18 protein-coding genes are annotated in these 24651 nt (G+C 37.8%); 1 reads left to right on the top strand and 17 read right to left on the bottom strand.

The window, feature by feature from the left end; translation table 11 throughout:
• Positions 1–3: 3 nt before the first annotated feature.
• Both ACSQ7D_RS05345 and ACSQ7D_RS05340 read right to left on the bottom strand, forming a co-directional pair.
• Positions 4–2469: an AAA family ATPase gene (locus ACSQ7D_RS05345; protein ID WP_437135623.1), complete on the bottom strand. Its 2466-nt coding sequence runs from the start codon at positions 2467–2469 to the stop codon at positions 4–6.
• Positions 2470–2494: 25 nt separating this feature from the next.
• Complete coding sequence (locus ACSQ7D_RS05340) at positions 2495–3562, bottom strand: PKD domain-containing protein (protein ID WP_437135622.1); 1068 nt, start codon at positions 3560–3562, stop codon at positions 2495–2497.
• Positions 3563–3897: 335 nt separating this feature from the next.
• On the opposite strand from ACSQ7D_RS05340, the gene ACSQ7D_RS05335 reads away from it, so the two are divergent.
• Positions 3898–4500, top strand: coding sequence for a hypothetical protein (locus tag ACSQ7D_RS05335; protein ID WP_278589929.1), 603 nt, complete (start codon positions 3898–3900; stop codon positions 4498–4500).
• A 49-nt stretch (positions 4501–4549) separates the two neighbouring features.
• Here the strand turns inward: ACSQ7D_RS05335 and ACSQ7D_RS05330 are convergent, their stop codons facing one another.
• Genes ACSQ7D_RS05330 through ACSQ7D_RS05260 form a run of 15 tightly spaced genes read right to left on the bottom strand, consistent with a single transcriptional unit; the run spans position 4550 to position 24623 of the window.
• Positions 4550–10615, bottom strand: coding sequence for a toprim domain-containing protein (locus ACSQ7D_RS05330; RefSeq protein ID WP_437135621.1), 6066 nt, complete (start codon positions 10613–10615; stop codon positions 4550–4552).
• Between the two features lie 9 nt (positions 10616–10624).
• Positions 10625–11293 carry a hypothetical protein gene (locus ACSQ7D_RS05325; protein WP_437135620.1) on the bottom strand — a complete coding sequence of 223 codons (669 nt, stop codon included), beginning with the start codon at positions 11291–11293 and terminating at the stop codon, positions 10625–10627.
• Between the two features lie 15 nt (positions 11294–11308).
• Positions 11309–13066 carry a hypothetical protein gene (locus tag ACSQ7D_RS05320; protein ID WP_437135619.1) on the bottom strand — a complete coding sequence of 586 codons (1758 nt, stop codon included), beginning with the start codon at positions 13064–13066 and terminating at the stop codon, positions 11309–11311.
• Positions 13067–13086: 20 nt separating this feature from the next.
• Positions 13087–13785: a hypothetical protein gene (locus ACSQ7D_RS05315; RefSeq protein ID WP_437135618.1), complete on the bottom strand. Its 699-nt coding sequence runs from the start codon at positions 13783–13785 to the stop codon at positions 13087–13089.
• A 12-nt stretch (positions 13786–13797) separates the two neighbouring features.
• A complete protein-coding gene (locus ACSQ7D_RS05310; protein WP_437135617.1) occupies positions 13798–14088 on the bottom strand; it encodes a hypothetical protein in 291 nt (96 codons plus the stop codon).
• Positions 14085–16217, bottom strand: a complete 2133-nt coding sequence (locus ACSQ7D_RS05305) for a type IA DNA topoisomerase (protein WP_437135616.1) — start codon at positions 16215–16217, stop codon at positions 14085–14087. The genes ACSQ7D_RS05310 and ACSQ7D_RS05305 overlap by 4 nt, the downstream gene beginning before the upstream one ends.
• Positions 16218–16223: 6 nt before the next feature.
• Complete coding sequence (locus ACSQ7D_RS05300; protein ID WP_002678111.1) at positions 16224–16424, bottom strand: hypothetical protein; 201 nt, start codon at positions 16422–16424, stop codon at positions 16224–16226.
• Between the two features lie 7 nt (positions 16425–16431).
• Entirely contained in the window at positions 16432–17238 is an 807-nt protein-coding gene (locus tag ACSQ7D_RS05295; protein ID WP_278589936.1) for a M23 family metallopeptidase, read from the bottom strand.
• A gap of 35 nt (positions 17239–17273) precedes the next feature.
• Positions 17274–19268, bottom strand: coding sequence for a type IV secretion system DNA-binding domain-containing protein (locus tag ACSQ7D_RS05290; RefSeq protein ID WP_278589943.1), 1995 nt, complete (start codon positions 19266–19268; stop codon positions 17274–17276).
• A 25-nt stretch (positions 19269–19293) separates the two neighbouring features.
• Positions 19294–20175, bottom strand: a complete 882-nt coding sequence (gene traN, locus ACSQ7D_RS05285; RefSeq protein ID WP_016478634.1) for a conjugative transposon protein TraN — start codon at positions 20173–20175, stop codon at positions 19294–19296.
• Positions 20165–21379, bottom strand: a complete 1215-nt coding sequence (gene traM / locus ACSQ7D_RS05280; RefSeq protein WP_016478633.1) for a conjugative transposon protein TraM — start codon at positions 21377–21379, stop codon at positions 20165–20167. The genes traN and traM overlap by 11 nt, the downstream gene beginning before the upstream one ends.
• Positions 21376–21813, bottom strand: coding sequence for a hypothetical protein (locus ACSQ7D_RS05275; protein ID WP_278589937.1), 438 nt, complete (start codon positions 21811–21813; stop codon positions 21376–21378). The genes traM and ACSQ7D_RS05275 overlap by 4 nt, the downstream gene beginning before the upstream one ends.
• A 1-nt stretch (position 21814) precedes the next feature.
• On the bottom strand, positions 21815–22429 hold the full coding sequence (traK, locus tag ACSQ7D_RS05270) for a conjugative transposon protein TraK (RefSeq protein WP_009419764.1): 615 nt from the start codon (positions 22427–22429) through the stop codon (positions 21815–21817).
• A gap of 15 nt (positions 22430–22444) precedes the next feature.
• Positions 22445–23776, bottom strand: coding sequence for a hypothetical protein (locus ACSQ7D_RS05265; RefSeq protein WP_016478632.1), 1332 nt, complete (start codon positions 23774–23776; stop codon positions 22445–22447).
• Between the two features lie 4 nt (positions 23777–23780).
• Positions 23781–24623 carry a hypothetical protein gene (locus ACSQ7D_RS05260; protein WP_016478631.1) on the bottom strand — a complete coding sequence of 281 codons (843 nt, stop codon included), beginning with the start codon at positions 24621–24623 and terminating at the stop codon, positions 23781–23783.
• Positions 24624–24651 lie beyond the last annotated feature (28 nt).

The raw sequence follows: 24651 nt of genomic DNA, 5'->3' as shown, positions 1-24651 counted from the left end.
TTATTATTTTTTAATCCAAACAACTTCATTATTTTCCCAGAGTACCTCTATAATATCTCCTTCTTTAAATTCACCTGCTACAAGTTTCTTAGCCAAAGGACGGCGTAATTTGGCACGAATGATACCTTTTAAAGGACGAGCTCCATAGGTGGCATCATAGCCTTGTTCTGCTAAATGTTCTTTTACTTCTTGAGCAATATTGAGTGAGATGTTTATACCCTCTGTTAGGTTCAAAAGCTCTTTTTTCAAATGTATTTCAAAGATTTTTAGAGCATTTTCTTTGCTAATAGGTGCAAAAGGTACTATCTCGGTAAGACGTCCCAAAAATTCTGGTCGGAAATAACGACTCATTATCTCTAAAAGAGTAGATGAGGAAGGAATATTCCCCTCAGTAAAGGATTTGACAATAAAGTCAGAGCCTATATTGGAAGTAAAGAGGATAATGGCATTAGAAAAATCACCTTCTTTACCCAAACGGTCGTGCAACTTCCCTTCGTCCATTATTTGTAGGAATACATCAAATACTGAAGTATGGGCTTTTTCTATCTCATCAAAAAGTACGATAGAGTAGGGCTTTTGTCGGATTTTATTCACTAATAAGCCACCTTCCTCATAGCCTACATACCCTGGAGGAGCCCCATAGAGTAAGGCTGCCGAGTGCTCTTCTTTGAACTCCGACATATCGAAACGGATAATAGCGTTTTCATCTTGGAAAAGAAATTCTGCTAAAGATTTAGCCAATTCTGTTTTCCCTGTTCCCGTAGGTCCTAAAAAGAAGAAAGAACCTATCGGTTGTCCTGCTTTGCTCAATCCGGAGCGATTTTCGAGTACAGCCTCACTGATAATAGCAATAGCGTGGTCTTGCCCTACTACCCGCTCGGAAAGAATAGCATCCATATCACTCAAACGCTGTTTTTCTTCTTCTTTGAGTTTGCCTATAGGAATATTCGTTTTTTGAGAGATGAGTACGGCTAAGTCCCATTCGGTGATGTGAGAACGTTTTTCTTGAGCTACTTTTTCAGCTTCGGTAATGAGTTTGCGTCCATAGCTCAATAGGCTATCAGCAGTTTCAAAAGTAGTAGTTTGTTCCTCTTCTAAAAGGGTAGAGGCATCTAACAAAAAGGGAATACGCTGTTTGATATCATTCAATAACCAAGTAGCGTTCTTTTTGCGTTGCTCTTCTGTAAAACCTTGTGTATTATCCTCCAAGTGAATTATTTGTGTAAGCAAGGCATTTTTTTCTTTTAAGAAAGATGCTCCTGCTGTTTTCACAACAGACATTGTATGGTCTATGAGGTCTATCGCTGAGGCAGGCAGACTTTTCTCTTTTAAATACCTTTTAGAAAGGCGTATGGCTTCCCAAATTGCCTCATCGGTTATGGCTATATGATGGTGGGTCTCATAAGCTGAAAGGGTTTGACGCAACATTCTAAAATGGGTTTCATCATCACTTTCTTGCAATTCTACCTTTTCAAACAAAGGTTCTAAACCTGATTTTTCTATTTTCTTGGTAAATTCATCGATAGTAGAAGTGCCTATAACAGTGAGTCCTTTAGTAAGTTCACTTTTAAGTAGATTTGCCATAGAGGAATCAAAAGAGTTACCTAAAAGTGCGTGTAATTCCTCGATGATAAGTACTGATTTAGGATATTGCTTGAGTTCTTGGGCTATGTTCTTGATACGGTCTTCTATTTCACCTTTATAGGAGGCTCCTGCTATGAGGGCTCCCATATCCAATTCAAATACAGCTAAGTTAGACAACACATCGGGGACTTGACCTGCTATAACCTTCTGTACAAAACTATTGATAAGGGTAGTTTTTCCTATACCTGAATCGCCTATGATAAGCACATTTTGTTTGCTAAATCTGCACAGTATTTCGGTGATTTTTTGAGTTTCGGCAACTCTGCCAACAGGTATTTCTTTTGAGGCTTTAGCTTTGAGGACATCTTTTTTATTGACACAGTATTTTTGCAAAAAACCTTTAGCTGTGGAAGAAAGAGGAGCAGAAGAGAAAGGTTTTTCGGCAGAGGTAGCAGGAAGAGGGGTCGTTTCTAAGAGTTCGGCACGAGTTACAGGATAGGTTTTCATTTGGTCGAAATTGAAAGCTACTCCCTGAGTACTCAATGCTACAAATACATCCCATAAGGAAATTTCCTCCTCATCTAAAATTTCCCGAATAGCTTCTGCTTCAGTGAAAATAGTGTCTATCACTTCATCGGGGTCGCAGGAATAAGTGTTAGTAGCTTTTAGAGCTTCCTCAATGCGCACTTCAGCCCATTCTTCTAAATAGAACACATCGACTCCTTTAGATTCCAAGAGCTTTAAGAGTGGTAAATCTCTGTTGAGAACGGCTTTCAATAAGTGTCCGCCAGAGTAACGAGCGTTCATATTTTCACGAGCTATTTTCTGTGCTATCTCCAATGCTTTAGTAACCTCTGGGGCATAGCTCAATTTCTTCTCTTCCATTGTTTTGTATTTTTTATGATTGTTATTATCCTTTCTTCCAGAATATTTTTCCTTTTACTTTGTAGTAGACATAAATATTTTGAATACAAGCATTATCAGTGTCTTTTTGCAAGCGTAGGTTTTCTATTTTTACTTTCTTTCCAGAAATTTCTTTGCAAAACTGTGCAAAAGGCACAATTTTATCATCATTAATAATTACAGGGACTTGGTAGTTCTCACAAAGATAGTCTTTGAAATCATCTTTTGTCTTAGCTTGAGAGGCTACCCCATTGAGAAGTAGGATAAACTGTTCATTAGAAATATCAGGGACTTTTTTTGCAGAAGAAGGAGTGTCTTCCTTTTTAGGAGCCTTTGGAGCTACGGGAATATTGGTAAGCATATCCACCAAGGGGTCTTTCTGTGCTTTCCCCATAGGCAGCGAAAAATTGCTATGAGGTTGTTCATATACATAACTCTCCATATCTATAGGCTCTTTAGCCACTACGTGTTTAGGGGCTACATAGATAGTTTTGGTAGCGATATGATCTAAATCGCCATTGACGATAAGGGTTATCTTCTTTTGCCCTACGCGTTTGAACTTATAGGTTACAGAATCACCCACAGCATCAGTAGAGGAAGTTTCTCCAAAACTCCACTCAAATGAGATACCTCCTTGTTTTTGTCCTATGAATTTAGTGGTTTCACCTAAAAAGACCACATCAGGAGCTTTGATGGTAGGCAGGTAGCCTACTTGTTGATTGAGAGAGGTAATGGTAAGCACCTTTTGAGAAGTACAAGAGCCGTTGATAGTAAGAGTTACCACATATTCTCCAGTCTTTTCATAGGTGTGGAAAGTACGTTGTCTAAAATCGGCAGGAGAACCATCACCAAAATCCCATTTCCACGATTTAGCATTTTTTGTTTTATCACCAAACTCAATGACTTCCTTCACAGCATAGTTATCGGCAAAGACATAGAAGTTAGCCTCCTCGCAATCTACATGACGAGAGCATTGAAAAATGAATAAGAAAATACCAAGACAAAGGAGTACTCCAAAACTCCAATAGATTTTAGGGTCAAATTTAGGAAAAAAACCAGTGAAATTATAATTCATATATCTTCTTGTTAAAGAAACAATAGTAATTTAGAGGCGCAAATTAGTAATTTTTGACGAAACAACCAACAAAAAGGAAAATATTTTTCAGTTTTTCAGATAATTAAATTTTAAAATACTGAATATTAGTCAAATAGGAAATAATATAATTGAAGTATTTTTTACTTATAGATGTCCTATAAGTACATTCTTTTTAAGATGATTTTTCTAATATTTTTTGTTTTATCTCTGATTATATGTAATCTAAAAGAATATTTTTTGAAATTACTAATTAAATGTGTATCTTTGCACAATCAAATTAGTAACTTAACATTAACATTTTAAACTTAACAACAATGGTAAAGAAAATATTTTTACTCACCTTTATGGCAATTAGAATGACTGCCTGCTCTAAGTCTGACGACACTCCTACTAATACTAATAATGGAGATAACAATAAGCTGCTAGGAACTTGGGTAGGTACAGCAGAAGTTATTGCAGAAAAACCTGCACAACAAAGTAAAGTATCAGAACTTTTTAAAAAATCGTATGGAGCTTTATTAGGTAGTCCTGAAAGTAATTATCAAACTTATACAGTTAAAGTAGTTTTTGACAATGAAAAGAGACTAAAAATCACCGATAAAACAGGGCAGTATTCTTTTCAAGAAATAAAATACTCAACTTTAGGCGACAAAATAGTTAATGAAGAAAATAAGTTGCCTTTAGCTACTTATTCTATTGAAAATAACAAATTATTAGCTGAAAATACTGATTTTTTCTATTTAGTAACAGATACTAACTTAGATAATTTAGAAAATGAAAAAGCAGAGGCATATCTAAAAGAATTTTCACAATTAGATACAACTGTTCCTGGTTATGCTGAAAAGCTAATAGAATTACAATTAAAATATGGTTTAGCCTACAAGTATAAGTACAAGTACAATCTCGTACGCCAATGAATATGGAAACAGCCCCTGATAAGTAAGTCAATTTATCAGGGGTATTTTATTATCGTTTAAAAGCCTTGTAAGTGCGTTGCCCCTCATCTTGAGATGTTTTATTTTCTGCAACCTTATTCTCAGACTTTTCAGCAGTTGGACGAAGTTTAAAGAATGTTTTATTCTCTTCAGCCCGTTCTTGTATAAAGTCTATTTGTGGGGCATTGAGGCGCTCTTGTTTTTCTTGTTTGTACTGCGTAATAAGTCTCTCACGGATAATGGGTAATTCTTCATTGATTGCTTTGTCTATAGAGGCTATTTTATTTTCTGTAATCTCTTGCTGATGTTGAAAATCGGCTATATTGACACCCTTTTTCGCCAGTTTTTCAATTACTCGCTCAACTTCTTTTTTAGCTCTTTCTACTTGTTGAGCTCTATATGGTAGTTTCTCTTTCCAATAATCATCTGTTTTAGCCCATTCCTGGATATCTTCATAGCTTTTTTTCTCTTTTAAATATTCATCATATACGTTAGTATAATCTTCGAATTTGCGAGAGATAAAACCTAAATCAGCTGCGTGTTTGGTTTTCTCATTCTCATAGCGTTTTTTCATCAACTCTACTTCAATTTCAGCACGTGTTTCGGGGTTGGTGATGATAGCAGTTTTGAGTTCCTGTGTATCTACATCAGACACATCAATGATGTTTGCCCCTTTTTTTATCGCCTCCATATAACGAGATTGTTTAGCTTGCAGTTTTTGGAGCATAAACACATCAATACTATCATTAGTAAGCATATAATTCACACGTACATTTTCCCATTGATTACCTTGTCTCCACATCCTACCCTCTACTTGTCGCAAAGAAGTAAAATTATAAGGCAAAGTAAGAAGATACATATCAGAGGTTTTTTCTTGCAAATTCATTCCCTCCTGAATGGCTTCTGAACCGATGATAACTTTTATTTTTCCCTTGTTGAATTGTTCTTGAATACTCAAACGCTGGTTTTTGTTGGTAGCCCCAGTGATGATACCTACTTCATCGGCTTTGTAGCCTACTTGGTCTACCAAATACTCTTTGAGACGAGAAAATTGTTGTACTGCTAACTCAGAATAGATGATTTGCCCCGCTTCGGGCTTGTCGGTTTTATTCTGACAAATTAAGTCCATTGTGGTTTTGAGTTTTGGAGAGTTCTCTATAAAATCTTTAGTACTTACTTTGTCTATATCACCTTCGTAATTTTTAGAGAGGTAAGGAGAAAAAGCGATGAGTCTTGCATTGAGGATATGAGAAAGAATAGCCCCTTCTTCACTTTCGTCAAAAAGGAGGTTTAGGGTGTCGTATTCTTTTTTTGTAAACTCATTTTGTTCAATCTTGTATTCCTTATTGATACGGTTAGGGCGTACCAATTGCGGGTTGTCCTCTTCGCCTTTAATATCAATAAACTCGGATAAGAGTTGTTGAAATAGAGCGTTGTTCTTAAACCTGCGTACATTAGTTTTAAACTTTACATCACCTTTGGCATCAATTTCCATATCGTTGTCGGCTTCCATAAAGGTCTCAAAGAAGTTATTTACATTGAAATAGCCCGATTTTTCTAATCGCTGATTGGCAATAAGGGATAGCACAGAATAATACTCCAATGGCTTGTTAGTGAAAGGAGTTGCAGAAAGTAAAGTAACATTACGCCCATCGTAATTTTCTTGTATATACTGAGAAGCTACCCAAGTGTTGAGTCCCAATTTTGAGGGGCGTTGGTTCTGACTGCGGAAATCGGAGGCAAAACGCCTGTCCTCTATACGCACTTTATCCACGATATGATTGGCGTTATGCACCTCGTCAAAAGTAAGGTGGTCAAAACCAAAATCTTCCCAATCGTATACTTTGCCTCGTTTCATTATTCCCTGCATTTTCTTTTCTTTGGCGTGGGCTAATTCTATCTCACGCATTGTTTCATCGGAAACGCCTCCCGTAATAGGATTTTCTAAGCTATCAACATCCTTTTTGTTGATATAAGAAAATTTTTCAGCCAATCGTTGGGTAATTTCATCACTAAAGCCAATATTTTGAAAACCCTCGTAAGTTACTAAGGTTATTTCATCGTCTTTATTGTCAAAATGAGACAAATCGTAATCTTTACCAAGGTTGCCTAATACATTCACTTTGGCATTAGGAATAGCTTCAAAAATAGTTTCTACCCACTGTTTTAAGATGCTATCATTAGGCACAACAATAAGAGGGCGTTTGGCATTACCACGTTCCATCGCCTCGTGCATAGAGAGCACTCCTGAAAGTGTCTTACCAAATCCTACTTCGTGCGCCAATAGCCCAACCCCTTTGGTTGTAAGGCGACCGATACCCGCTTTTTGAACTTCTGTTAGCTCTAAAGGTTTGCCTTTGAAGTTTTGGTTTATTTTAGAGAACAAAGGGAACTGAGAATAGTCAGGAATGTGGAGGTTATTGTATTTGCGGTTGAACTCGTTTACAAAACGCTCTTTAAGGTCATTAGGAAGTTCCTCACGTAGGAACTTTTGAAAGAGGTTATTAGCTACTTCTTTACGGCGTTCACGTATCAAAGCATTACGCTCTTTATCACTACCCGTTACCGTTTGATTATCTACAAATTCTCTGACCTCCCAAGAAGAAGAGGGCTCAAGAGCTTGGCTTGGTAATTTTAAAACGAAGTCTTTAAACATATCTGCTAAATTATAATCTACTTTGACCATATCATAGCGCCTCATATAGCTGTTATAGACCTCTTTTTCCACCTTTCCTAAGTCAAAATTATGCACAAACTCGTGATTAGGTGAAATGATAATATCTTCCAACTGTTTTTTAGGAGGTAAAACGCTTTGCAAGAGTGATTTTTGCTTATTATATTGTGCTTTTAGTTTTTCATCATCTAATCTACCTGCAAAATCAACCGTTAGACGTTCTAATTTTTCGTAAATATCTCCTTCGGCATAGTAAAAATCGTGAATGTACTTTCCTCTGTAATAATTAGCATACTGGGCGTGTATTTCAGGATTGGCTATTTCGCCATTGTAATTGGTATCAGCAAAGGCTTTTACTTGCTCAGGAGTGATGTTATGACTATTCTGCAAAGCAGTATCTACCACTGTATCTTCTTTTACAAAGTGGTATTTGAGTGTCTTTTTACTAATCTCTGGAGTAGATTGTATTTTGTACTCACCAGTATTTTCTATGACTTGTTTTTTGCTTTTAGAGTTTTGGGTTGTAACTTCAATATTGGTAGCTTCTTGTGTTTTTTTGGTTTTTGGGGTATGCTCTTGAATAATGCTATCCGCTTTCTTGCTAATATCCGAAAGCTCTTCTTTGGTAAATTTAGTATTTTTTCTATCGAGTTTTCTCAGTAAGGCAGCATAATTATCCCATTCAGTAATGACTGCTAATGATTTAAACTTGATATTCCTAAAGATATTAATTGCTTGTCCTACTTTTTCTTTAGCTTCAACAAGTAAATTGTTATACTCTTCATTAGGGATAGTAGGCACAACAACATCTTCTTCTTTTTCTGCAATAGGTTCTTTGGCAGGAGTACTCTCAAAAGTTGAAAACATATCAAGTTGTACCCCTTGTGTTGTTTGAGTTTGTTCAGGTTGTATAACTTTTTTGGTAGCAAACTCTTGTAGGCGTGTAAGGGCATCATCTAAGTTGCCTTTCACGTAGTCCTCCTCACGACCAAAGCGGTTTTTGCGCTGTAAAGTATCACCTAATATCTGTTGAGGGTGTTCCTTAAAATAGTTGCTGATATTTTGGGTTTGCGCCTGACTATTCTTTCTGAGAATTACAATATCAGTACCTACATCGGTGGCTTTGAAAGCTCCGTTAGGCAGACGATACGCCTCAGAGAGTTCAGCACCTGAGAGTTTATCCTGTCTATTTAGCCAACCTGAAGGAAGTACCATTGCGAGGGTAGCCCCTTCGTTCATTACATCGAGGGAACGTTTTACAAAATAATCTTCGTAGCGGGGGAGTTTAGTTTCTTCACCTAAACCTAAATAAAGTCCTCTGTGGCTACCATAAGGAGGATTTCCAATAACCAAATCGTACCGAGGGGTAAAGTCTTTTTTGGTACCATTGTCGGTAATAAATTCGGTTTCAAAGGAACGCAGATTAATAGTAGCTTGGGGGTGCAGAAGTTTGGCTATTTTGGCAGTAGTTTCATTGATTTCAAAGGCAGAGACATTGGTTTTTAGTCCTAAATTATCGGTAGCGTGTAAGAAGTTACCCGTACCTACACTGGGTTCTAATACGTTAATGGACTGTTTTTGAGAAAAATTGTTTTTGATAAGGTTGCATACAGCATTCACTAACTTTTCATCGGTGTAGTATTCATCTAATACCCCGCGATTATCTTTGGTAATACCACCACTTTTGTATTGGCTAATGGTGTTTTTTATCTCATCAGTGATTTGTATACCTTCATTGAGTTGGATAGCATTATCATCAGCAACGAAAGTCAGCGAATTGACTAAGGTAGTTATTTCCTCATTGCTGACTTTCGTGTTGTTAGGTTTGTTTAAAAGGGTAGGTCGTACAGATTCTTTAAGTAATTGTTCGCCATCTCCTTGAGGTCGGGGTCGGTCTCCGTTTGGAATATCTCTTCCAGAGCTTTGATGTTCTTCTGTTGAAAGAGATCTTTGATTAGGTAGAATTTGCGGTTGTGCTTGGTTGTTGCTGCCCATTTGGGGTCTTCCTGTTCGTCCTCCCAAATCGCTCCGCTCTGAGCTGCTAAGTCCATTTCTAACATTGTTGCTGCCCACTGCTTGTCGGCTTGGGTTATCTCCTTCTTGCTTGGATTGGCTTGTTGAGAGAGGTTTTCTAAGGTTTGGTTTAGGTGACTGCTTTCCCACTTGCTCAGATGAGGATACTCTGTTGGGTTCAATTGTAGTGCTTCCATTTTGTGTATGAATTTGTATGTTATTATTATCGGCAAAGATAGTGTTTTTGGAAGAAAGTTGCAATTTTTTATCGCTAAAATCAAAAAAATCATAGTCGCTAAATAGTTCACTGAGACGATTGAAATGAACGCTATTCACTTTGGCGATATGACTATCGTATTCACGTTTCAAATCTATATAATTATCAGCTGTATAGCTAATGACAAAAGTCTCATTCGTACTTTTGTTTACCGCTCTCATTCCTTTTTGTAATTTTATTTCTTCAGGGGCATTACTTTGCTCTATGTTTTTCTTGTAGTTAAAAACTTTTAAATGATAGTCGTTCAAGTCTTTTACTTCACTTTTACCTATTCCATAAGCCCCTCTTTGGTCTATACTGTTCTTCAGATTGTTGAGTATGTTTTGAGTAGCATCGTTACCTGCTTTATCTCCATCTAAAAACAAATGTATTTTACCTGTATAGTTTTGAAATTGCTCAATAAAAGTACCTGTGTTGGTAATAGAGTTTAGTACTACCAATGTACGGTCGTTAGGTTTGCCATTATCTTTAGCCATTTGCAGATAAGAAAACATATCGGTCATTCCCTCAAAGACAACCGTTTCGTTGCGAGTACCAGTTATAATGCTTATATCACTTGCTCCTACTTTGGCTTTGACATAAGGATTACGTACATCATAACCTCCTGATTGATTGCGTAAACCAATACCAAAATAGTTCTTACCATCACTATTATTGCGGTAATGTACCTGTTGAGCGTATTGTTGTAAAATTTCTTTTGAAATACCACGCTCTGCGAAGTATTCTAACAACTTATCATTGTTAGGTACAGTCACTTGAGTAATCTTAGTGCTGGGGGCTTTTTCTGTGTAATGCTGAGTGGGAGTAAGTCTTTTATTTTCTGCTTTTTGATTTTTAACACTTTGGCTAATAGTAGTATTAGAAAAGTCTTTCAGAAACTCAACAGCTTCTTTCCAAGTTTTCTTTTCGAGCTCCATTACAGCTTTGAAAATTTGTCCGCCTTTACCCGCTTTAAAGTCATAATAGCCTTTTTCATCTACTGAAAATTTTTCGTTATCCGTAAGAAAATAGTAGTCGTGTCCGCGTTGGCGGTCGAATTTCACTCTACCTTGTCTTTCAAGGTAGAAGAAATAATCAACAGTAGAAGTGTTTTTGACAATATTTTCAATATCTTGTGGTGAAAATGTAGCCATAGGATAAATTTATTTGCGTTTTTTGTAAAAATCGTTAAATTCAAAGATATTTTTAGCCTCACTATCCCACTCTTTACGAGGGAGAAGTTGTAAGGATATAAACACATCGTTTTGTTTGTTGTATAAATCTATACGCTCTATACGCCCTCCATATTTATCACCCTCTTTTTTATATAGTGTGTAAGGTAAAAGGGTATCAGTTGGATGAACATAATAAGTTGTGTAATTCTCAGGAGTAATTATCCTAAAACGCTTGTATTCTTTTTTAAAAAGAATAGTATCATTGAGGTCTTTTCGGTAATCGAAATTCAAAAGGTGTTGCGATTTGAATACTGCTCCTTGTTCTTTTTTGTGTTTAGGGATAGAAGAAACATTAGAAAGCGTTGAAAATATGAACTGCTGAGGGTTTTTGTCGGTGATATCAAAGGCAAGTGAGTCGGTAATGATAAAGATTTTTTCAGTGAGTTCAGGTTCATCAACATAAGGAACAAGCTCTACAAGGGTGTCTCCTTTGTAATTGAGTTTAGAGATAACAACGCTTTTCATATCATCTAAGCCTTTGGAGGCATTGAAATAGATGTTGGACACTATATCAATGCCTCCCTTTTCAGCTTTAATCTCCTTTTTACTACAAGAAAAGCACAGCAATGCAGAAAAGAGAAAAAGAGTTTTTTTCATTGTTCAAGTTAGGTTTTATCGTGAAATACTATGTTCTGGAACGTTGTTCTTTTGTTGAGACTGTGTAACTTCGGGTTTTACCAATTGATTTTGGATAGTTACCCTATTCATAGCGTTGTCGTACAAATTGAGCATTTTCCACTGAGGGTTTAACACCGCAAAACCTTGTATTTGACGGTTTTCGTGTTGGAAAGTTACCTGAGTGATATTGCCTTTTTCCAAATGTTTTTTAGTGCGTTCTCTTTCAATATCATTAGCAAATGTTAAGTTGGATTTTTGCATAATGTTATCTATATCCACACCATAGGCATTTTTGTTATACCACTCGTATTTGTAGTTGCCATAGTCTGTTTTAGGCTCTTTCATATTGAGTTTGATAAAGCTCTCTGTACGTGAAAGCTCTCCAGTTTTCTTGTCTACTACATCGTGCTCTATTTTTACCAAGCGTCCTTCAAGCAAGTTAATCGCTTCTTTTGCAGTGACACTGTTTTCTTTCTGTACCTTAAAAGTTTGGGAACGTTCCTCGCCATTTTTAGTAGTGAGGTTGGCGCGATAAGAGTTTAAAAATACGCCTCCTTGTTCGGTTTTAGTGAGGTTCAAATCAAAAGTAGCAGTATTGCCTTTCATCAAGCGGTCGGGGTAGTTGTACTCAGCACGAACAGTTACTTTAGTTTCAGGTGATAGTATGGCATTTTCTAAGTCCTTGTGCAGTTTAGTATCTTCGCCTAATCCAAGATATTTTACTTGGTTTTTTAGGTAGTTTAGCTGAGTGAATTGTTGTTGTGAAAGTTGAAGAGATGATTGAGTTTGTTGTTGCTGTTGTTGAGCAACTTCTACAACTTTTCCTTCCTTAATGGCAGTATCTAAAGCTAACTTGCTCCAGTTGAACTCTTGGTTACCTACATTTACGCCTACAGGTTTCATTGTTAGTTCATCGCTACCATCTCGGTGAGCATTTTTGTCAATCTTAACAACTTCTAAAACTGAGTTACTCTCTTTGAATTGAAATTTTTGACCTATGCTTACCTCGTTTGTTTGAGCTGTTGATTGATTAACATCTTGATTTTGTTGCTGTTCAATATTGTTAGGTTTAGCAAGTTGGTATTGACCGCTGCTTATGACCTCTTCTAAATTTGACCGATACCAAGGGATTTCTACACCAGTTCCAATAAAAGGGTCTTTTAGAATAACCATATCTTGGCCATTTTTATCTTTAGCAAATCTTGTTACTTCAAAAACATCCTCTTTGTAATGGAGTTTTTGACCTATTTGCAAGTCAATTGTAGGCTTTTGGTTTACTTCCTTTTGTTCTGTTGTTTCCATTTTTTTTACAGTGTTTAAAAAGTTATTAATCTTGTTTTCTAATTTCTCTTTTTCGTCCTTTGATAGTACTTTTTCAAAGACTTCTTCAATAGAGTTCGCACCTTCTCTCACAGCGTTTTTATCTACAAAATCTCTCTCTTGAGGAGAAAATGATAGGTAGACTTGCTTGAGTCTGTTCATTTCAGTATCATTCCCCCAAGCTAAATCACCAATAAAGCTATTGAGAATATCGGTATTTAAGGATTTTTTAGGTGTATTCACCTCTTTTAATCTCTCTTCATTAAGAAGTCGCACAATGTCAGACTTATAAAGAGTAACTTCTCTATCAGAAGAGGTACCACTTAGATAGATTTTAGGGTTGGGTTGCTCACGGATACTATGCACTTGTAGTGTTTCATCGTAATCTTTGGAATAGAATTGCTGTCCGATACTGATTTGTATGTCTTGCATTTGATTAGTTTTTTAGGTTATTATCTTCTAAAACCACGATGGCGGTGTTGTTCTTGTTCTTGTTGCTCTTCTCGTTCACGGTGACGATTAGCATCTTGATAGAGGTCGTCGTCATTCACATCTAAACGGAGTTTAGACTGCTGTTGTTTTTGTGATTGGCTTTCATTAGGCGTAGCATCGTCTATGGTACTGATGGTTTTGGATACAATGTTTAGATTATTGGTGATTTCTTTGCCAATCTCAGGGAACTTGTCAATTTTATCCTGCAAATAGCCTTTGAGTTTGAGAAGCTCATTTTTGAAACGGTTGCTTTCCTGAATATCTTTTTTTTCTGCAACCACTTGGGCGATTTTCTCAGTATCCTTGAGCAGGTCATACTCAGTTACTTGTTGTGTTTTCTGGTCGTAGATAAAGGCTTTTTTCTCAATATCTATGGACTTGCTATTGGTGAGTTCGTTTAACTGGCTATAGACAATTTCCTTTTGGCTTTGTTTTACAATCTCGTCAATGGTTTTGTCGCGCTGATAGAGATTCACATTTAGACGAGTATTGTTATCCGTCAGGAGGAAAATCAAACGGTCTTTACCATTGTCGGCAATCATAGCGTGTCCTTTGAGAAAGTTTTCAATATCCTTGTTGGACAGTTTCTTAGAGAAAGTATTATCTTCACTCATAATACCATATTCTTTAAGGCGGGATGTGGGTAATTGTTCGTTCATATTGTTACTGATTTATTTGTTTTTAAATTTGCTTAACTGTTTCACCATTTTGATTAATTCAGGAGCTAATAGCCCTATACATACTCCCAACATTAGATTAACAGGAGCTATACATTTTTTAATAAGAATAGCTAACTCATTAGCCATTTGAGCTTCTTTAGAGGTAATGAGAGACGAATTGTCGATAGATTGTAAAGTGCCTACAACCAAGCTATTAAAATAAACTACTACTACGATAATACCTATAAAAAGCAATAGTAGTATAACGTTGCAAATAATTTCTAATTTTTGTTGTTTTGTCATTTTTTCTTATTGTTTTTAAATTCAAAATCTACCTTACAATTTTTGAGTACTAAGTACGCTTCAAAGTCTTTACCCGCCTTGCTTTTAAAGCCCTTTAGCAGACTTGTTTTGCCTTTGGCAATAAGGTCGGCTACTTGCTTGGCGGTGATGGTTTTATGGGCTACCTCTTTCCAAATGGTAAAGTCGCAACCGTTTTTGTAGTTGGTGCAGCCAAAGGCTTTTTTACCCTCCACGATTTGCCCTTGTTTACATTTGGGACAAGTTCCCAAGGTAGGACGTTCCACCTTAACAGTAGCCTCAATGCTAAAGATGTTATGTACCATATTCTGCACGTATTGCAATAAGTTATTGTAATACTGTGTTACTAATAACTTTCCTTCTGTTATCTGCTTTAGCTGATACTCAAGGCGGGCAGTTTGGGCTACATTCACCACTTCTAAATCTTTGATAGCATTGTAAAACTGTAGCCCCAACTCTGTAGGCAAATACTTGTTCTTCTGCAAGGTGATAAACTGCCTTTTTTGAATAAGCGTATCAAGTATGCCAGGGCGAGTACCTTTTGTGCCAATTTGCAAGCCCTTTAAATCAATTTGCGATGATAATTCCTTGTGTACTTCGGGCGATTGTTCTTGTAGGAATTTGTCCAAGTTACATAAATCATCGGTAAGGGTTGCAGGTGTGTATATAGCGGGAGGTCTGCTCTCAATTTCACGAACGTTTTTCGCCTCGATAGCGACCGCGTCGCCCTGCCTGTAAGGCAGATCCAAAACAGTAATTTTTTCATCATCTGCTTCACCCTCTTCATCAGTAGCTGCTGTTTTATTTTTAGGCGTATAACGCTCCCAACCTGCATATAACAGTTTGTTAGTATTGGTTTTAAAAGTCGTTCCTTGATTGTCAAAAAGATATATGCCTTTTTCATATTGAGAGCTGTCGGAAAAGCTTTCTAAACAGCGATATAGGATAAGTTCAAATACACGGCGTTCCTGCTCGGCTAAGCTCTCTAAACCATTGGTGTAACCTGTAGGTATTAAAGCATCGTGAGAACCTGTTATTTTACTATCGTCTACCGATTTCGGCTTGCTCATAAAAGCAAAGTCGGTAACGCCCAAAAAATCTCTACACAAACCGACAAAGAACTTTTGGAGGTTGTAATACCCTTCTTCAGTGATATAAGGGTCTTCAGTACGCGGGTAGGACAAATATTTACCTTCATACAGCTTTTGAGCAGACGCCAACACTTGGTCGGGCGTGTACTTATAGAGTTTGTTAGCTACAATCGTCAAACTGTCCAATGTATGCAACAGAGGCGGGTTTTTAGAAACTTTTTTCACCTCGTGAGACACAAAGCTATGTGCGGGCAAAAGTCCGTTAAAAACGGCTTGAGCTTGTTCTTTGTTCTCATATATGGGGCTCTCGGTCGTATAGGTAGTGCCATTGTAAGAATGATTGGTGATAATCTTGTAAGTATAGGTTTTTTCGTGCCCCTTATTCTTGATGTATCTATCGCAAATAATCTTTAAAATAGTACTCTGTACTCTTCCTATCGATAACAATTTACCTTGCCCTAATTGGAGGGTGGCTGCTTGGGTGGCGTTTACGCCAATGAGCCAATCGGTAAAAGCGCGGGCGTAGCCACTTTTACAAAGGTTTTCCAAAAATGGGTCACCCTGCTTGTAGGTAGGGTGTGCAAAAGCTTTGCGAATACCCTCATCAACTAAAGCCGAGTTCCACACACGAATGAAAGGCTTTTTACATTTAAAATAGTTATAGATGTATCTAAAAATGAGTTCCCCCTCACGGTCGGGGTCGGTGGCAACAATGATATTACCGATTTCTGGGTTGTTTAGTAAGCTGCCTAACTTATTGAGTTGAGCTTGGCGGTTCTCCTCTTTCTTAGGTTCGTACTTATAATCTTTTATCTGCAGAAGCAGTGGCAAATAGGATTTATCCCATTTTCCTTCCCCTCGATAGGCGGTATCTTCAGCAAGTTCTAACAAGTGTCCAGCTGCACAGGAAAGGATAGTATCGCCTTTCTCGTAATGGTCTCCTTTGAGGGTAAAACCTAATGCACGGGCGTACTCACGCATTTGTGTTGATTTTTCGGCTATGATTAGGGTTTTAGACATAATCAATTATTTTATAGAGTTTCTTTTGTAGATAAAATCACGTAAATGATACATTATATCTACATATACATCTCTTGCGTCTATTTCTCCTTCTGTAGAGATAAAACCATTAGGGCGCATTGATTTTAGATATCCCAATAGATTTTTTACGGCATCTAACGCCTCTTGCTTAAGATTGTCTAAATATTCTTTTTGTTCTTCGTTCATAGTTTTGTTATTTTAGAGATATTAAATTGTTAAGAAATGTTACGGGGTTGATATATTCATTATTCTGCTTTACAGAAAAGTGCAAATGAGGTGCGGTAGAGAGTCCGGTATTACCACTTTTTCCTATGATAAACCCCGCTTTTACAGATTCCCCTTGTCGGTAATAGACTTCGGAGAGGTGACAGTAGGTTGTTTCAAAATTCTGATGTTTGACTTTGATATATACGCCTCCGCCTTTGCTATCCCAGCCTACTGCGCTAATTACCCCGTCTAAAACAGCGTATATGTGTTGGTAGTTAGCCCGTAAATCAATGCCGTTGTGCATACGCTCTTGCTTTAAAATGGGGTGAAAACGCTCTCCAAAATGAGAGGTAACGTGCAATTCTCCCTTCAGAGGCAGTGAGAGCCGTACAGCTTCTTTGGTAGGAGTAGGTTGTTGTTTATCCTGCTGTTTGGTATGTGCTTCAGTCACTGCCTTTTTAGCAAGGGATAAGATGATAGAATCTTGCACCTGTTTGAGGATATTAGGTGCGGTAGGTTGCGATTGATGGATAATCGTTTTCAGTGAATCTACCTCTTTGCGAAGGGCTGCCTTTTCACTGCGAAACAATCGCTTCCACACGCCACTGCCTTTTTTTTCTGCACTTACATTGCTATTACTTAGCTCATTATTCTCTACTACTCTAAATTTTTGGTACTCTTTTTCGGGAGCTACTTTTGGAGTGAGTGTATTGAACTGTGCATAGGTGCTACCTATTGCAGAAAAGAAAAGGTATAGAACTATTGTTTTGATATGTTTTTTATTGGGTTGCATTTTTCAGGTGTTAGGTCTTAGGATTTAGGTGTCAGTTAGGCTACTGCTTCTTTGATTTCTCTAATCATTATTTCAACTTCTTTGTTGATACGACGGAAATTGGTCATAAGGATTTCATTTTTACGGTCATTGCCTGCACTGTCTTTGAATGAATAGTAGGTAGGCATTTTCACATAATTAGCTTCCTCGTGTTTGATAGCTTTCATATCAAGGTTGATCTTGCCTGAAATAGCTGATGTTTTAAACTCTTCGGTGGCGTTGTCTTCGCCTTGTACGACCATACCTACCATTTCACCTGTGCGTTGTCCTGCAATCTTGCCCGCGGGTATCATTACATCCATCTTTTCGCTGATGGTCATATTGGTACCTTGGTTGGAGATAGATTCCGAGTAGCTTTTTTGTTTGATTTTACCAAAGAGTTTTTCAAGCCAATCAAGGGTACCCTTGTCGCGCACAGCTCCTGAGAGGATATTCCCCATAATAGCTGAAATTGTTTCGGCTACTTCTTTTTTGTAGAATTGGCGCAATTGCGGTTGTTCCTGCAAACCGAGCATTACCGCTACTTTGTTACTACGTGCAGTAGCGACGAGGTTGTCTATCTTGTGAATATAGATAGTAGGGAACTCATCGGCGATAAGTCCGCTGTAGAGATTACCTTTGTCGTTTATCTGACTTATCACTCTATTGAGCACTGCTGAATACAAAGCTGAATTGATGTCCTGTGTGCGCGGATTGGAGGCGAGAATGAGGATAGAGGGATTTTCAGGGTCAGATATTTTGAGTTGCACTTCGTCGCCACTAAATACCCAAAAGCTTTCTTTGGTTGCCAAGCGAGATAGGAAAATCTTTATAGTACCTATCTGTCCTTCGAGCTGGTCAAAGGCTTTGTTCTCATAAGCTGATTTGAAAGGTGACATAAGTGATACTAACTCTTCATTAGTAAAGAGAGTATCGAATATCTCTTCGTAACTGCGATTCATAAAGGCTAGTATATGAGGTAGGTCAGAGTATTTGCCATTCTCATAGGTAGCAAAGTAATAGATAGTAGAGGCAAGAAAATTCACCGCTGACTGCGTAAAGAACTGTTCAGAGCCACCCCCGCCAGAGCTACCACCTTTTTGCAAGGCACTTACCATAGATTCAGCCATTTCTTGGGCTTGTGCTAAGGTGTTGATATACTCCTTTTTAAAAGGATTTACTCTTCGGGAGTACTCTACCTCATCAAGGTTTACCACGTGAAATTTGTGCTTGTAGTTAGGGTCGGTTTTCTTCTTTAGCAAGTGGTGGTAATAGGCAATTTCGCCTAAGCTTGGAAACTTAAAGTCGTAGATACACAAGCAAAAACCTTTGCTTACTAACTGACGGATAGCGGGGTTAATCACCCCAAAGGACTTACCAGAACCAGGGACTCCAATGACCATTGAACCACGAAAGGGATCGATATTCATCCAGCCTTGGTGTGTTTGTTTTTGGTAGCGGAACTTGTAAGGGATGTTTACAGAGGTAGGTGTTTCTACAAGTTCCCTATTTTGGTCGAAACTCTCCTCTTCGGTATTCCAACGGTCTTTATCCATTTTAGTTTGCATTAGTTTAGAAATACTATCAGCACCTTTTTGAGTGATCATCGTCCCTGCATAAGAGAGTAGGAGGTAGCCTAATTGATAACCATTGAGATAAGGCACTACATAAGGTAAATTGGGATTGCCCGCTCCCCATACAAGGGCTAAAGAGCTTATGATCATTATCAGTCCCACAGATATGGGCAAAAAGATTTCTTTGGTTGCATCTAAGTCGCGTTTCTTTTTAGCTCGTGTGCCTATAGCTACCAAGGTAATTAGCACAAGGGTGCTCAGCTTAGCATTGATAGGAGGAAAGAATACGCCCATCTTTGCAAAGCTTTGCAAGATATTAGATAGCACAGGTATCTCGGCATTTTGAAAGAAAAGAATTAGGCAATCCAAGGTTACGACTCCATAGACCATTTTTTGGAAGAAGTCGTATATTTTGATTTGGTTTTGTTGTTCTTGCATACTCATAGGTTTCAGGTTTTAGAGGTTAGAAAGTATCAGCTTGGAGTACATCGGAGTAATTGACTTTCATATCAATCACACGCCCTGAGATTTGTTCCTCGATAAGGCGTATTTTTAGTATTTTGCTATTGGGGAAGGTAAATTTCTCAAACACAAAAATATTGCGATAGTTCTTGCGTATTTTAGTTTGATTATTGAGTGCATATAAAGGCGTTAGCAAAATACTCTGGTTGTTGGTAGCTTTATAAATCTTTTTATCCTCGATACTGAACTTCATAGCGTCGATATTGCAAGGTAGGTTAGTAAGGTTTTCGATACTGATGTCTAAGAAGATGTAATCATCTATCACATAAACATTGTTCAGTAGCATTTTGAGTTTCAGATTCTTTTTCTTGCGAATAGGCTTCTTGATTTTCTTTGCTTGAATATCCAAGGCAAAGCGTTTGAGCTCGTAATTAGAGTATTTGAGTTTAGGATATTCTAATGGTTGCATATCTTCGGCTTTGATATGAATATTAGAGGCTAACCAATTGTGCTCTTGCTCTTGGTAAATGGCGCGGTATTGCGCTAAAAACGATTGCCCTACTACTGTGATAATACCGATGTCCATTCCTGAACGCAATTCCTTTTTTGGGGTTGCATTCTCCATTAATTCGTCTCCGCTTTGTTCTACTTTAATGCGGGCAATATTTTCGGAAGGCAAATCGCCTATAAGGTAATTTGTAGAGAGGTCTACAAACTGAATAGGTTCGGGGGCGATGATGTGAATATTTACCTCTTTACCCATAAAGATAATGGGGAGGTTATCTACATTAATTTGATTGACAAGGGTTTGTGCTTGTGCTTGTCTGCCCCCAAGAATGGCAAATAACGCTATAGAGAGTTTTGTAATGATATTATTCTTCATTTTTGTTTAAATCTTGTTCGTTAATTAAATAGATGTAAGAGTTGTACTTGAGTTTTACTTTATTCTTGCGAATGATAGCTGATACAGCTTCGGAGGTAGATCGGAATAGATTAGAGGCAAGGCTGGTAAAGAAACCTTGACCTGTTTCTACATTCACCCCTTGTACGGAGCTCGCCCCTAACTCTCGAATCATTTCTCTAAAGGCACTCGCAGGCACGTATAGCCCTTTGAGCCCGTCCATATCGTAAATGGAAAGATTGATAGGGTAAATCTCATTATTGGTCATTACTGATACGATACTCAGGTAAACGCGCTGTTGTGAAAATCCTGCAATCTCAGCATATAGGAAGCTACCTTTTCTCACCAACCTCTTCTGCTTTTTACCTATGAAGATATCTTCTAAAAGACGTATACGAATGCGACTTCCTAAATAGCCTTTGATGTTTTCATCTATTACCGCTTTGATGTTGTTACCCTCTTTCTCTTTAGAGATATGATTAAAATTCCCTAAGTTATTTGCTTTGGTAACCTCTAAACTGCGATTGAGAAAGGCTTCGCGTTTTTCTTTATTGGCTTTTAAACGCTCTGAAGCTGCTTTCTGCCTTATTGCTTCAGGGTCTTTAGATTTCTCCAATGAGTCTAAGAATAACATCTGCTCTCGTAAGCCTTTTACAGGGTTGTACTCTTTCTCCTCTTTTTCTTGCTTGCTACTCGCTGTAGGCTGTTGCGACTCATTAAGCATACGAATCATCTCTTTAGAACGTTCATAATCTTTATCATCTTGCGATTGCGATGAGGATTGAGAAAAAGCACTATTGTTGGGGCGGTAATAGGTGTTATCTCCTATCTTTGTAACCTTGCTATTAGCATTGCGCTTGCGCTCATATTCCAAAGAATCCAAATAACGCTTTTGAGCATCATTTAAATTGTCGGAGTAGTTGTAAAGGCTATCACTTTCCTTCTCAAAATCTTGAATCATAGAACGACTGTCGTTCGTATTCTCAAACATCTTGTCGTAAGCGTCGTTTTTGTTCATTATGGGCGTTTCCACTTTTCCTAAAGAGGTACTCAGGTCTTTCTGTGCTTGCTCTTTTTTATCGTCTTTGCCAAATAGGTCTATTACTTGATAGCCTATGAAGCACACAAAAGGTAAAGCAATGAGAGGAAAGATATACTTGGGTTGCTTAAAGTTGATTTTTTTCATTGCTGACTTTGGTTTTGTAGGATTTGATACTGTTGGTATAAAAACTCAATTCTAAGGCTATCAGAAGGGGTGAGCTCTCCTAATTCGCGTTTAGCTTTATATCCCTTTAGTTCCTCAGTAATGTTTTGCATTTGCTCTTGTCTGTTCTCGTTTTGCTTGATGATTTTGCTACTTTGCTCATAAAGCATTGGTATCATACCATTGTTAGCTTGCTGAGACAAACGTATATCCCAAATAGTACTTCCTATAAACGACAGCACTAAGAAAGTCATCGCATAGAAATAAAACTTTTTAGGATTGGCATACAACCATTTACCTACTGAGGTTTCTTTAAATCTCTCTTTAAGTCTTTCTTTGAGCTTTTTATTAGGTTGCTGTTCTTGTTCCTCTGTTTGAGGCTCTATTGAGGTGTTTTGTTCTACTTCTTTTTCCATTCTAATAGCTGTATTTTTGTTTGACAGATAGTTCTGTATTATCTAAGATATTCCAGTTTTCTAAAAGCACTCCGTGTGCATTGTTAGGCGTTCTGGGTATATCCCTAAAAGTACCTTGTGTAATGAGCTTTCGTATGATAAGGCTCGTCTTTCTATTAATCATCTGTGTACCATAGTACATAAACCTTTTGCTGTTCAAATCAATATTGATAGAGTCTGTTTGTATAGACACAGTTGCATTAGAGGAGATAATTTGGTTATACCAACCTTTTTCGGTTAAGTTACTTCGCTCTTTTTTGGCTGAATCATCCATAAGGTAGAGTGCTTTATCAATATTCTTATTGATATACTCATCATCAGGAGCTAAGGTGAAAAATAAGCGGTGGAAAAGTTCCACTTGTGCCTTGTACTCTACGGGGCGATTTAGGAGCTCATCAGTTTGTTTGACCAGCACGGGTACTCCATTGTCTAAGATATAGATAGACTTTCGAGAGTCCTGTACAATTTTGTAGGAATAGCTAAACCCTACGATCACGATAACAATAGCAAATATCACGGTAGCTATAGCCATTGTTTTGTTGATTTTGATACGTTTTTCTATGTTTTTTACTATCATTGTGAATTGAATTTGTTATCTAGATTTAGGTACGTCAGGCATTCTGTTGATATTCTTGCTAACAGCATCAAAAGTGCTATTTGCCACTGAGTTTTTCACGCTATTTGCTAAGGAACGTCCCGCGTTTACAGTACCTCCTACAGCCTTACCACCTGCTGAAACTACACTAGCTGCTTTGCTTGCGGCTCCTTTGGCTTTGGTCATTATGCTAGCTCCTCCAGCTGAAACTACTGAATCGGCAATAGTAGGTGTCATTAGTACGGCTAATCCAGTTATTACATAGCCTACACAAGGGAAAATCACAGAGTTCATCATTCCACTATAGGTGGTATATGCCATTAGAAGTCCTTGATTGATTACATTACCATTGGCATCGACTATCGTTGAAAGACGTGTAATATCCATAGTGTAGCCTGCCATTATAATCTGTTGCCCTATATTGATAATCGTATAGGCTATAAAAGTGTATAGATTGATATTGATAAACTTAGAGATCCAATTCGTCAGCGAACTTTCAAAACCTGGTATGAGCGACATTCCGACGGCTATAGGCCCTAAAATTATCAGTATATACGACCATACCTTTTGTATAAAGAAGATGAGATAGACCCCCACTCTTAAAATCATTAAACATACTAACTCAATAGCTTCTCCTATGATTTTTTGCATTTTGTAATTGAGTCTCTCCAATCCATCTTCAATAGGAGCTGTAAGTTTATCCCATTGGTCGCCAAAAGCTTCTCCTACATCACCATTGCCTACTTTTGTCCAAAAGTCCTGCCTTTTAGCCATAAGAGCTGCTCTTTCTTTGATAGTAGCATCTAATACTTGCATTTGTTTGGTATAGCGAGTTGTCCGAAGATTATTGGTTGTCTTCTCTATCTCTTGGAAAACTCCCTTGGGCATTTCAGCAAGTCTTAGAAAAGGATATTGTACCATTTGGGTGAAAGGTACCCAGTAGATGAGTATAAGTCCTATGATAACGGGTTTAATCATTGGCTCTACGTCCCATTCGGCACTTCCGCTTTGCATTCTAAAACCTATGATTGAAAAGTAAATAAGCATTCCGAGTGCTCCGATAGCTTTTCCCAGTATAGAGGCTTGGTAGGCGTAACTTTCTATAAAAGTATCCAAGTGCGTAAAGGCTTCCATAAACCACTCTTCAAAGTCACCACTACCTTTCATAAACTTTACGGTTTTATCTCCTTGCTCCATACTAGGTGGTGGCGGGCCTATTATAGATGAGCCCGCCCCTGAATAAGGAGGTCTGGGTTGTGCTAAAGAAGCAGGAGTTGCCAATATAAAGAGCAAACTTGCTATAATGATTGTAATTTTCTTTAAGTTCATATACTTAGAATTTATGTTTGTATTGTCGCATTATACTTTCCATTATTTGTACATCTTCAACATAAGGAGCTATTTCATCGGTAGCTTTATAAGAATCATTGAGGAGTCGTTCCGTTTCTAAAAACCACTGATTGATGTTCCCCGTGTTCTGTAGCATACGTTTAAATTCTCTCCAGCCTATCAGTGCTTTGTGATACATTAAAAATCGCTTGCCTCGTGGCATATCCAATGTAGTTGCCTTTTCGTAAATTCCTTTGATGATGTCTAACTTCTCTTGCAAAGGCTGTAATTGTCCTGTGCGTTTAGCATTCTCAAACGCTTTTTCATCTTTAAAACCCCATTGTGAATAAGTCTCAGGTCTGTCAGGAAAATTTTTAAGAGGGGTGAGCATTCTTTTATAGTACAACAAGAATAGTGGGTCGGCATTGACGGTTAAGGATGTCCAATGTGCCATATCACTGAGACTGCGTTTATAGATACTATCTACGTGCTTTTTGATGGTTTCAGCTTCTCTTTGCATTACCATAGCTTTGAGTTGCCGTTGTGTCTCTAAACCTGTAGCACTGAGCGGACGGATATCCTCACCGTCCATATAACGGTGATTATACTTGCGCCCGTTGTAAGAAAGCCATCCCCATACCATTGAATGGTTCTTGCTCAATTGAGGACCAACCTTCGTCCCAAATATTGTATAATACTCTGCTTCGGGCTTAAAATCTCCCCACTGTTGAAATACCTGCCGTTTTTCTTGTGCATTGAGGGCTTCATCTTTTACTTTGGTAATTTTATACTGAGCAGAGACCACCATAGAGGCTAATAGACACACATAAAGAATAGTTTGTTTCATTGCATTAATAAAGAATAGTTTGTTTCAT

It is taken from the genome of Capnocytophaga sp. G1920 (genome assembly GCF_051417515.1).
Note: the sequence above shows the minus strand (reverse complement) of the source record. Positions and strands in the feature narration are given on the sequence as shown.

Bases quoted from the DNA above. Each gene is read 5' to 3' on its own strand.
- ACSQ7D_RS05345 (WP_437135623.1), bottom strand. From the start codon at position 2,469: ATGGAAGAGAAGAAATTGAGCTATGCCCCAGAGGTTACTAAAGCATTG.
- ACSQ7D_RS05340 (WP_437135622.1), bottom strand. From the start codon at position 3,562: ATGAATTATAATTTCACTGGTTTTTTTCCTAAATTTGACCCTAAAATC.
- ACSQ7D_RS05335 (WP_278589929.1), top strand. From the start codon at position 3,898: ATGGTAAAGAAAATATTTTTACTCACCTTTATGGCAATTAGAATGACT.
- ACSQ7D_RS05330 (WP_437135621.1), bottom strand. From the start codon at position 10,615: ATGGCTACATTTTCACCACAAGATATTGAAAATATTGTCAAAAACACT.
- ACSQ7D_RS05325 (WP_437135620.1), bottom strand. From the start codon at position 11,293: ATGAAAAAAACTCTTTTTCTCTTTTCTGCATTGCTGTGCTTTTCTTGT.
- ACSQ7D_RS05320 (WP_437135619.1), bottom strand. From the start codon at position 13,066: ATGCAAGACATACAAATCAGTATCGGACAGCAATTCTATTCCAAAGAT.
- ACSQ7D_RS05315 (WP_437135618.1), bottom strand. From the start codon at position 13,785: ATGAACGAACAATTACCCACATCCCGCCTTAAAGAATATGGTATTATG.
- ACSQ7D_RS05310 (WP_437135617.1), bottom strand. From the start codon at position 14,088: ATGACAAAACAACAAAAATTAGAAATTATTTGCAACGTTATACTACTA.
- ACSQ7D_RS05305 (WP_437135616.1), bottom strand. From the start codon at position 16,217: ATGTCTAAAACCCTAATCATAGCCGAAAAATCAACACAAATGCGTGAG.
- ACSQ7D_RS05300 (WP_002678111.1), bottom strand. From the start codon at position 16,424: ATGAACGAAGAACAAAAAGAATATTTAGACAATCTTAAGCAAGAGGCG.
- ACSQ7D_RS05295 (WP_278589936.1), bottom strand. From the start codon at position 17,238: ATGCAACCCAATAAAAAACATATCAAAACAATAGTTCTATACCTTTTC.
- ACSQ7D_RS05290 (WP_278589943.1), bottom strand. From the start codon at position 19,268: ATGCAAGAACAACAAAACCAAATCAAAATATACGACTTCTTCCAAAAA.
- traN (WP_016478634.1), bottom strand. From the start codon at position 20,175: ATGAAGAATAATATCATTACAAAACTCTCTATAGCGTTATTTGCCATT.
- traM (WP_016478633.1), bottom strand. From the start codon at position 21,379: ATGAAAAAAATCAACTTTAAGCAACCCAAGTATATCTTTCCTCTCATT.
- ACSQ7D_RS05275 (WP_278589937.1), bottom strand. From the start codon at position 21,813: ATGGAAAAAGAAGTAGAACAAAACACCTCAATAGAGCCTCAAACAGAG.
- traK (WP_009419764.1), bottom strand. From the start codon at position 22,429: ATGATAGTAAAAAACATAGAAAAACGTATCAAAATCAACAAAACAATG.
- ACSQ7D_RS05265 (WP_016478632.1), bottom strand. From the start codon at position 23,776: ATGAACTTAAAGAAAATTACAATCATTATAGCAAGTTTGCTCTTTATA.
- ACSQ7D_RS05260 (WP_016478631.1), bottom strand. From the start codon at position 24,623: ATGAAACAAACTATTCTTTATGTGTGTCTATTAGCCTCTATGGTGGTC.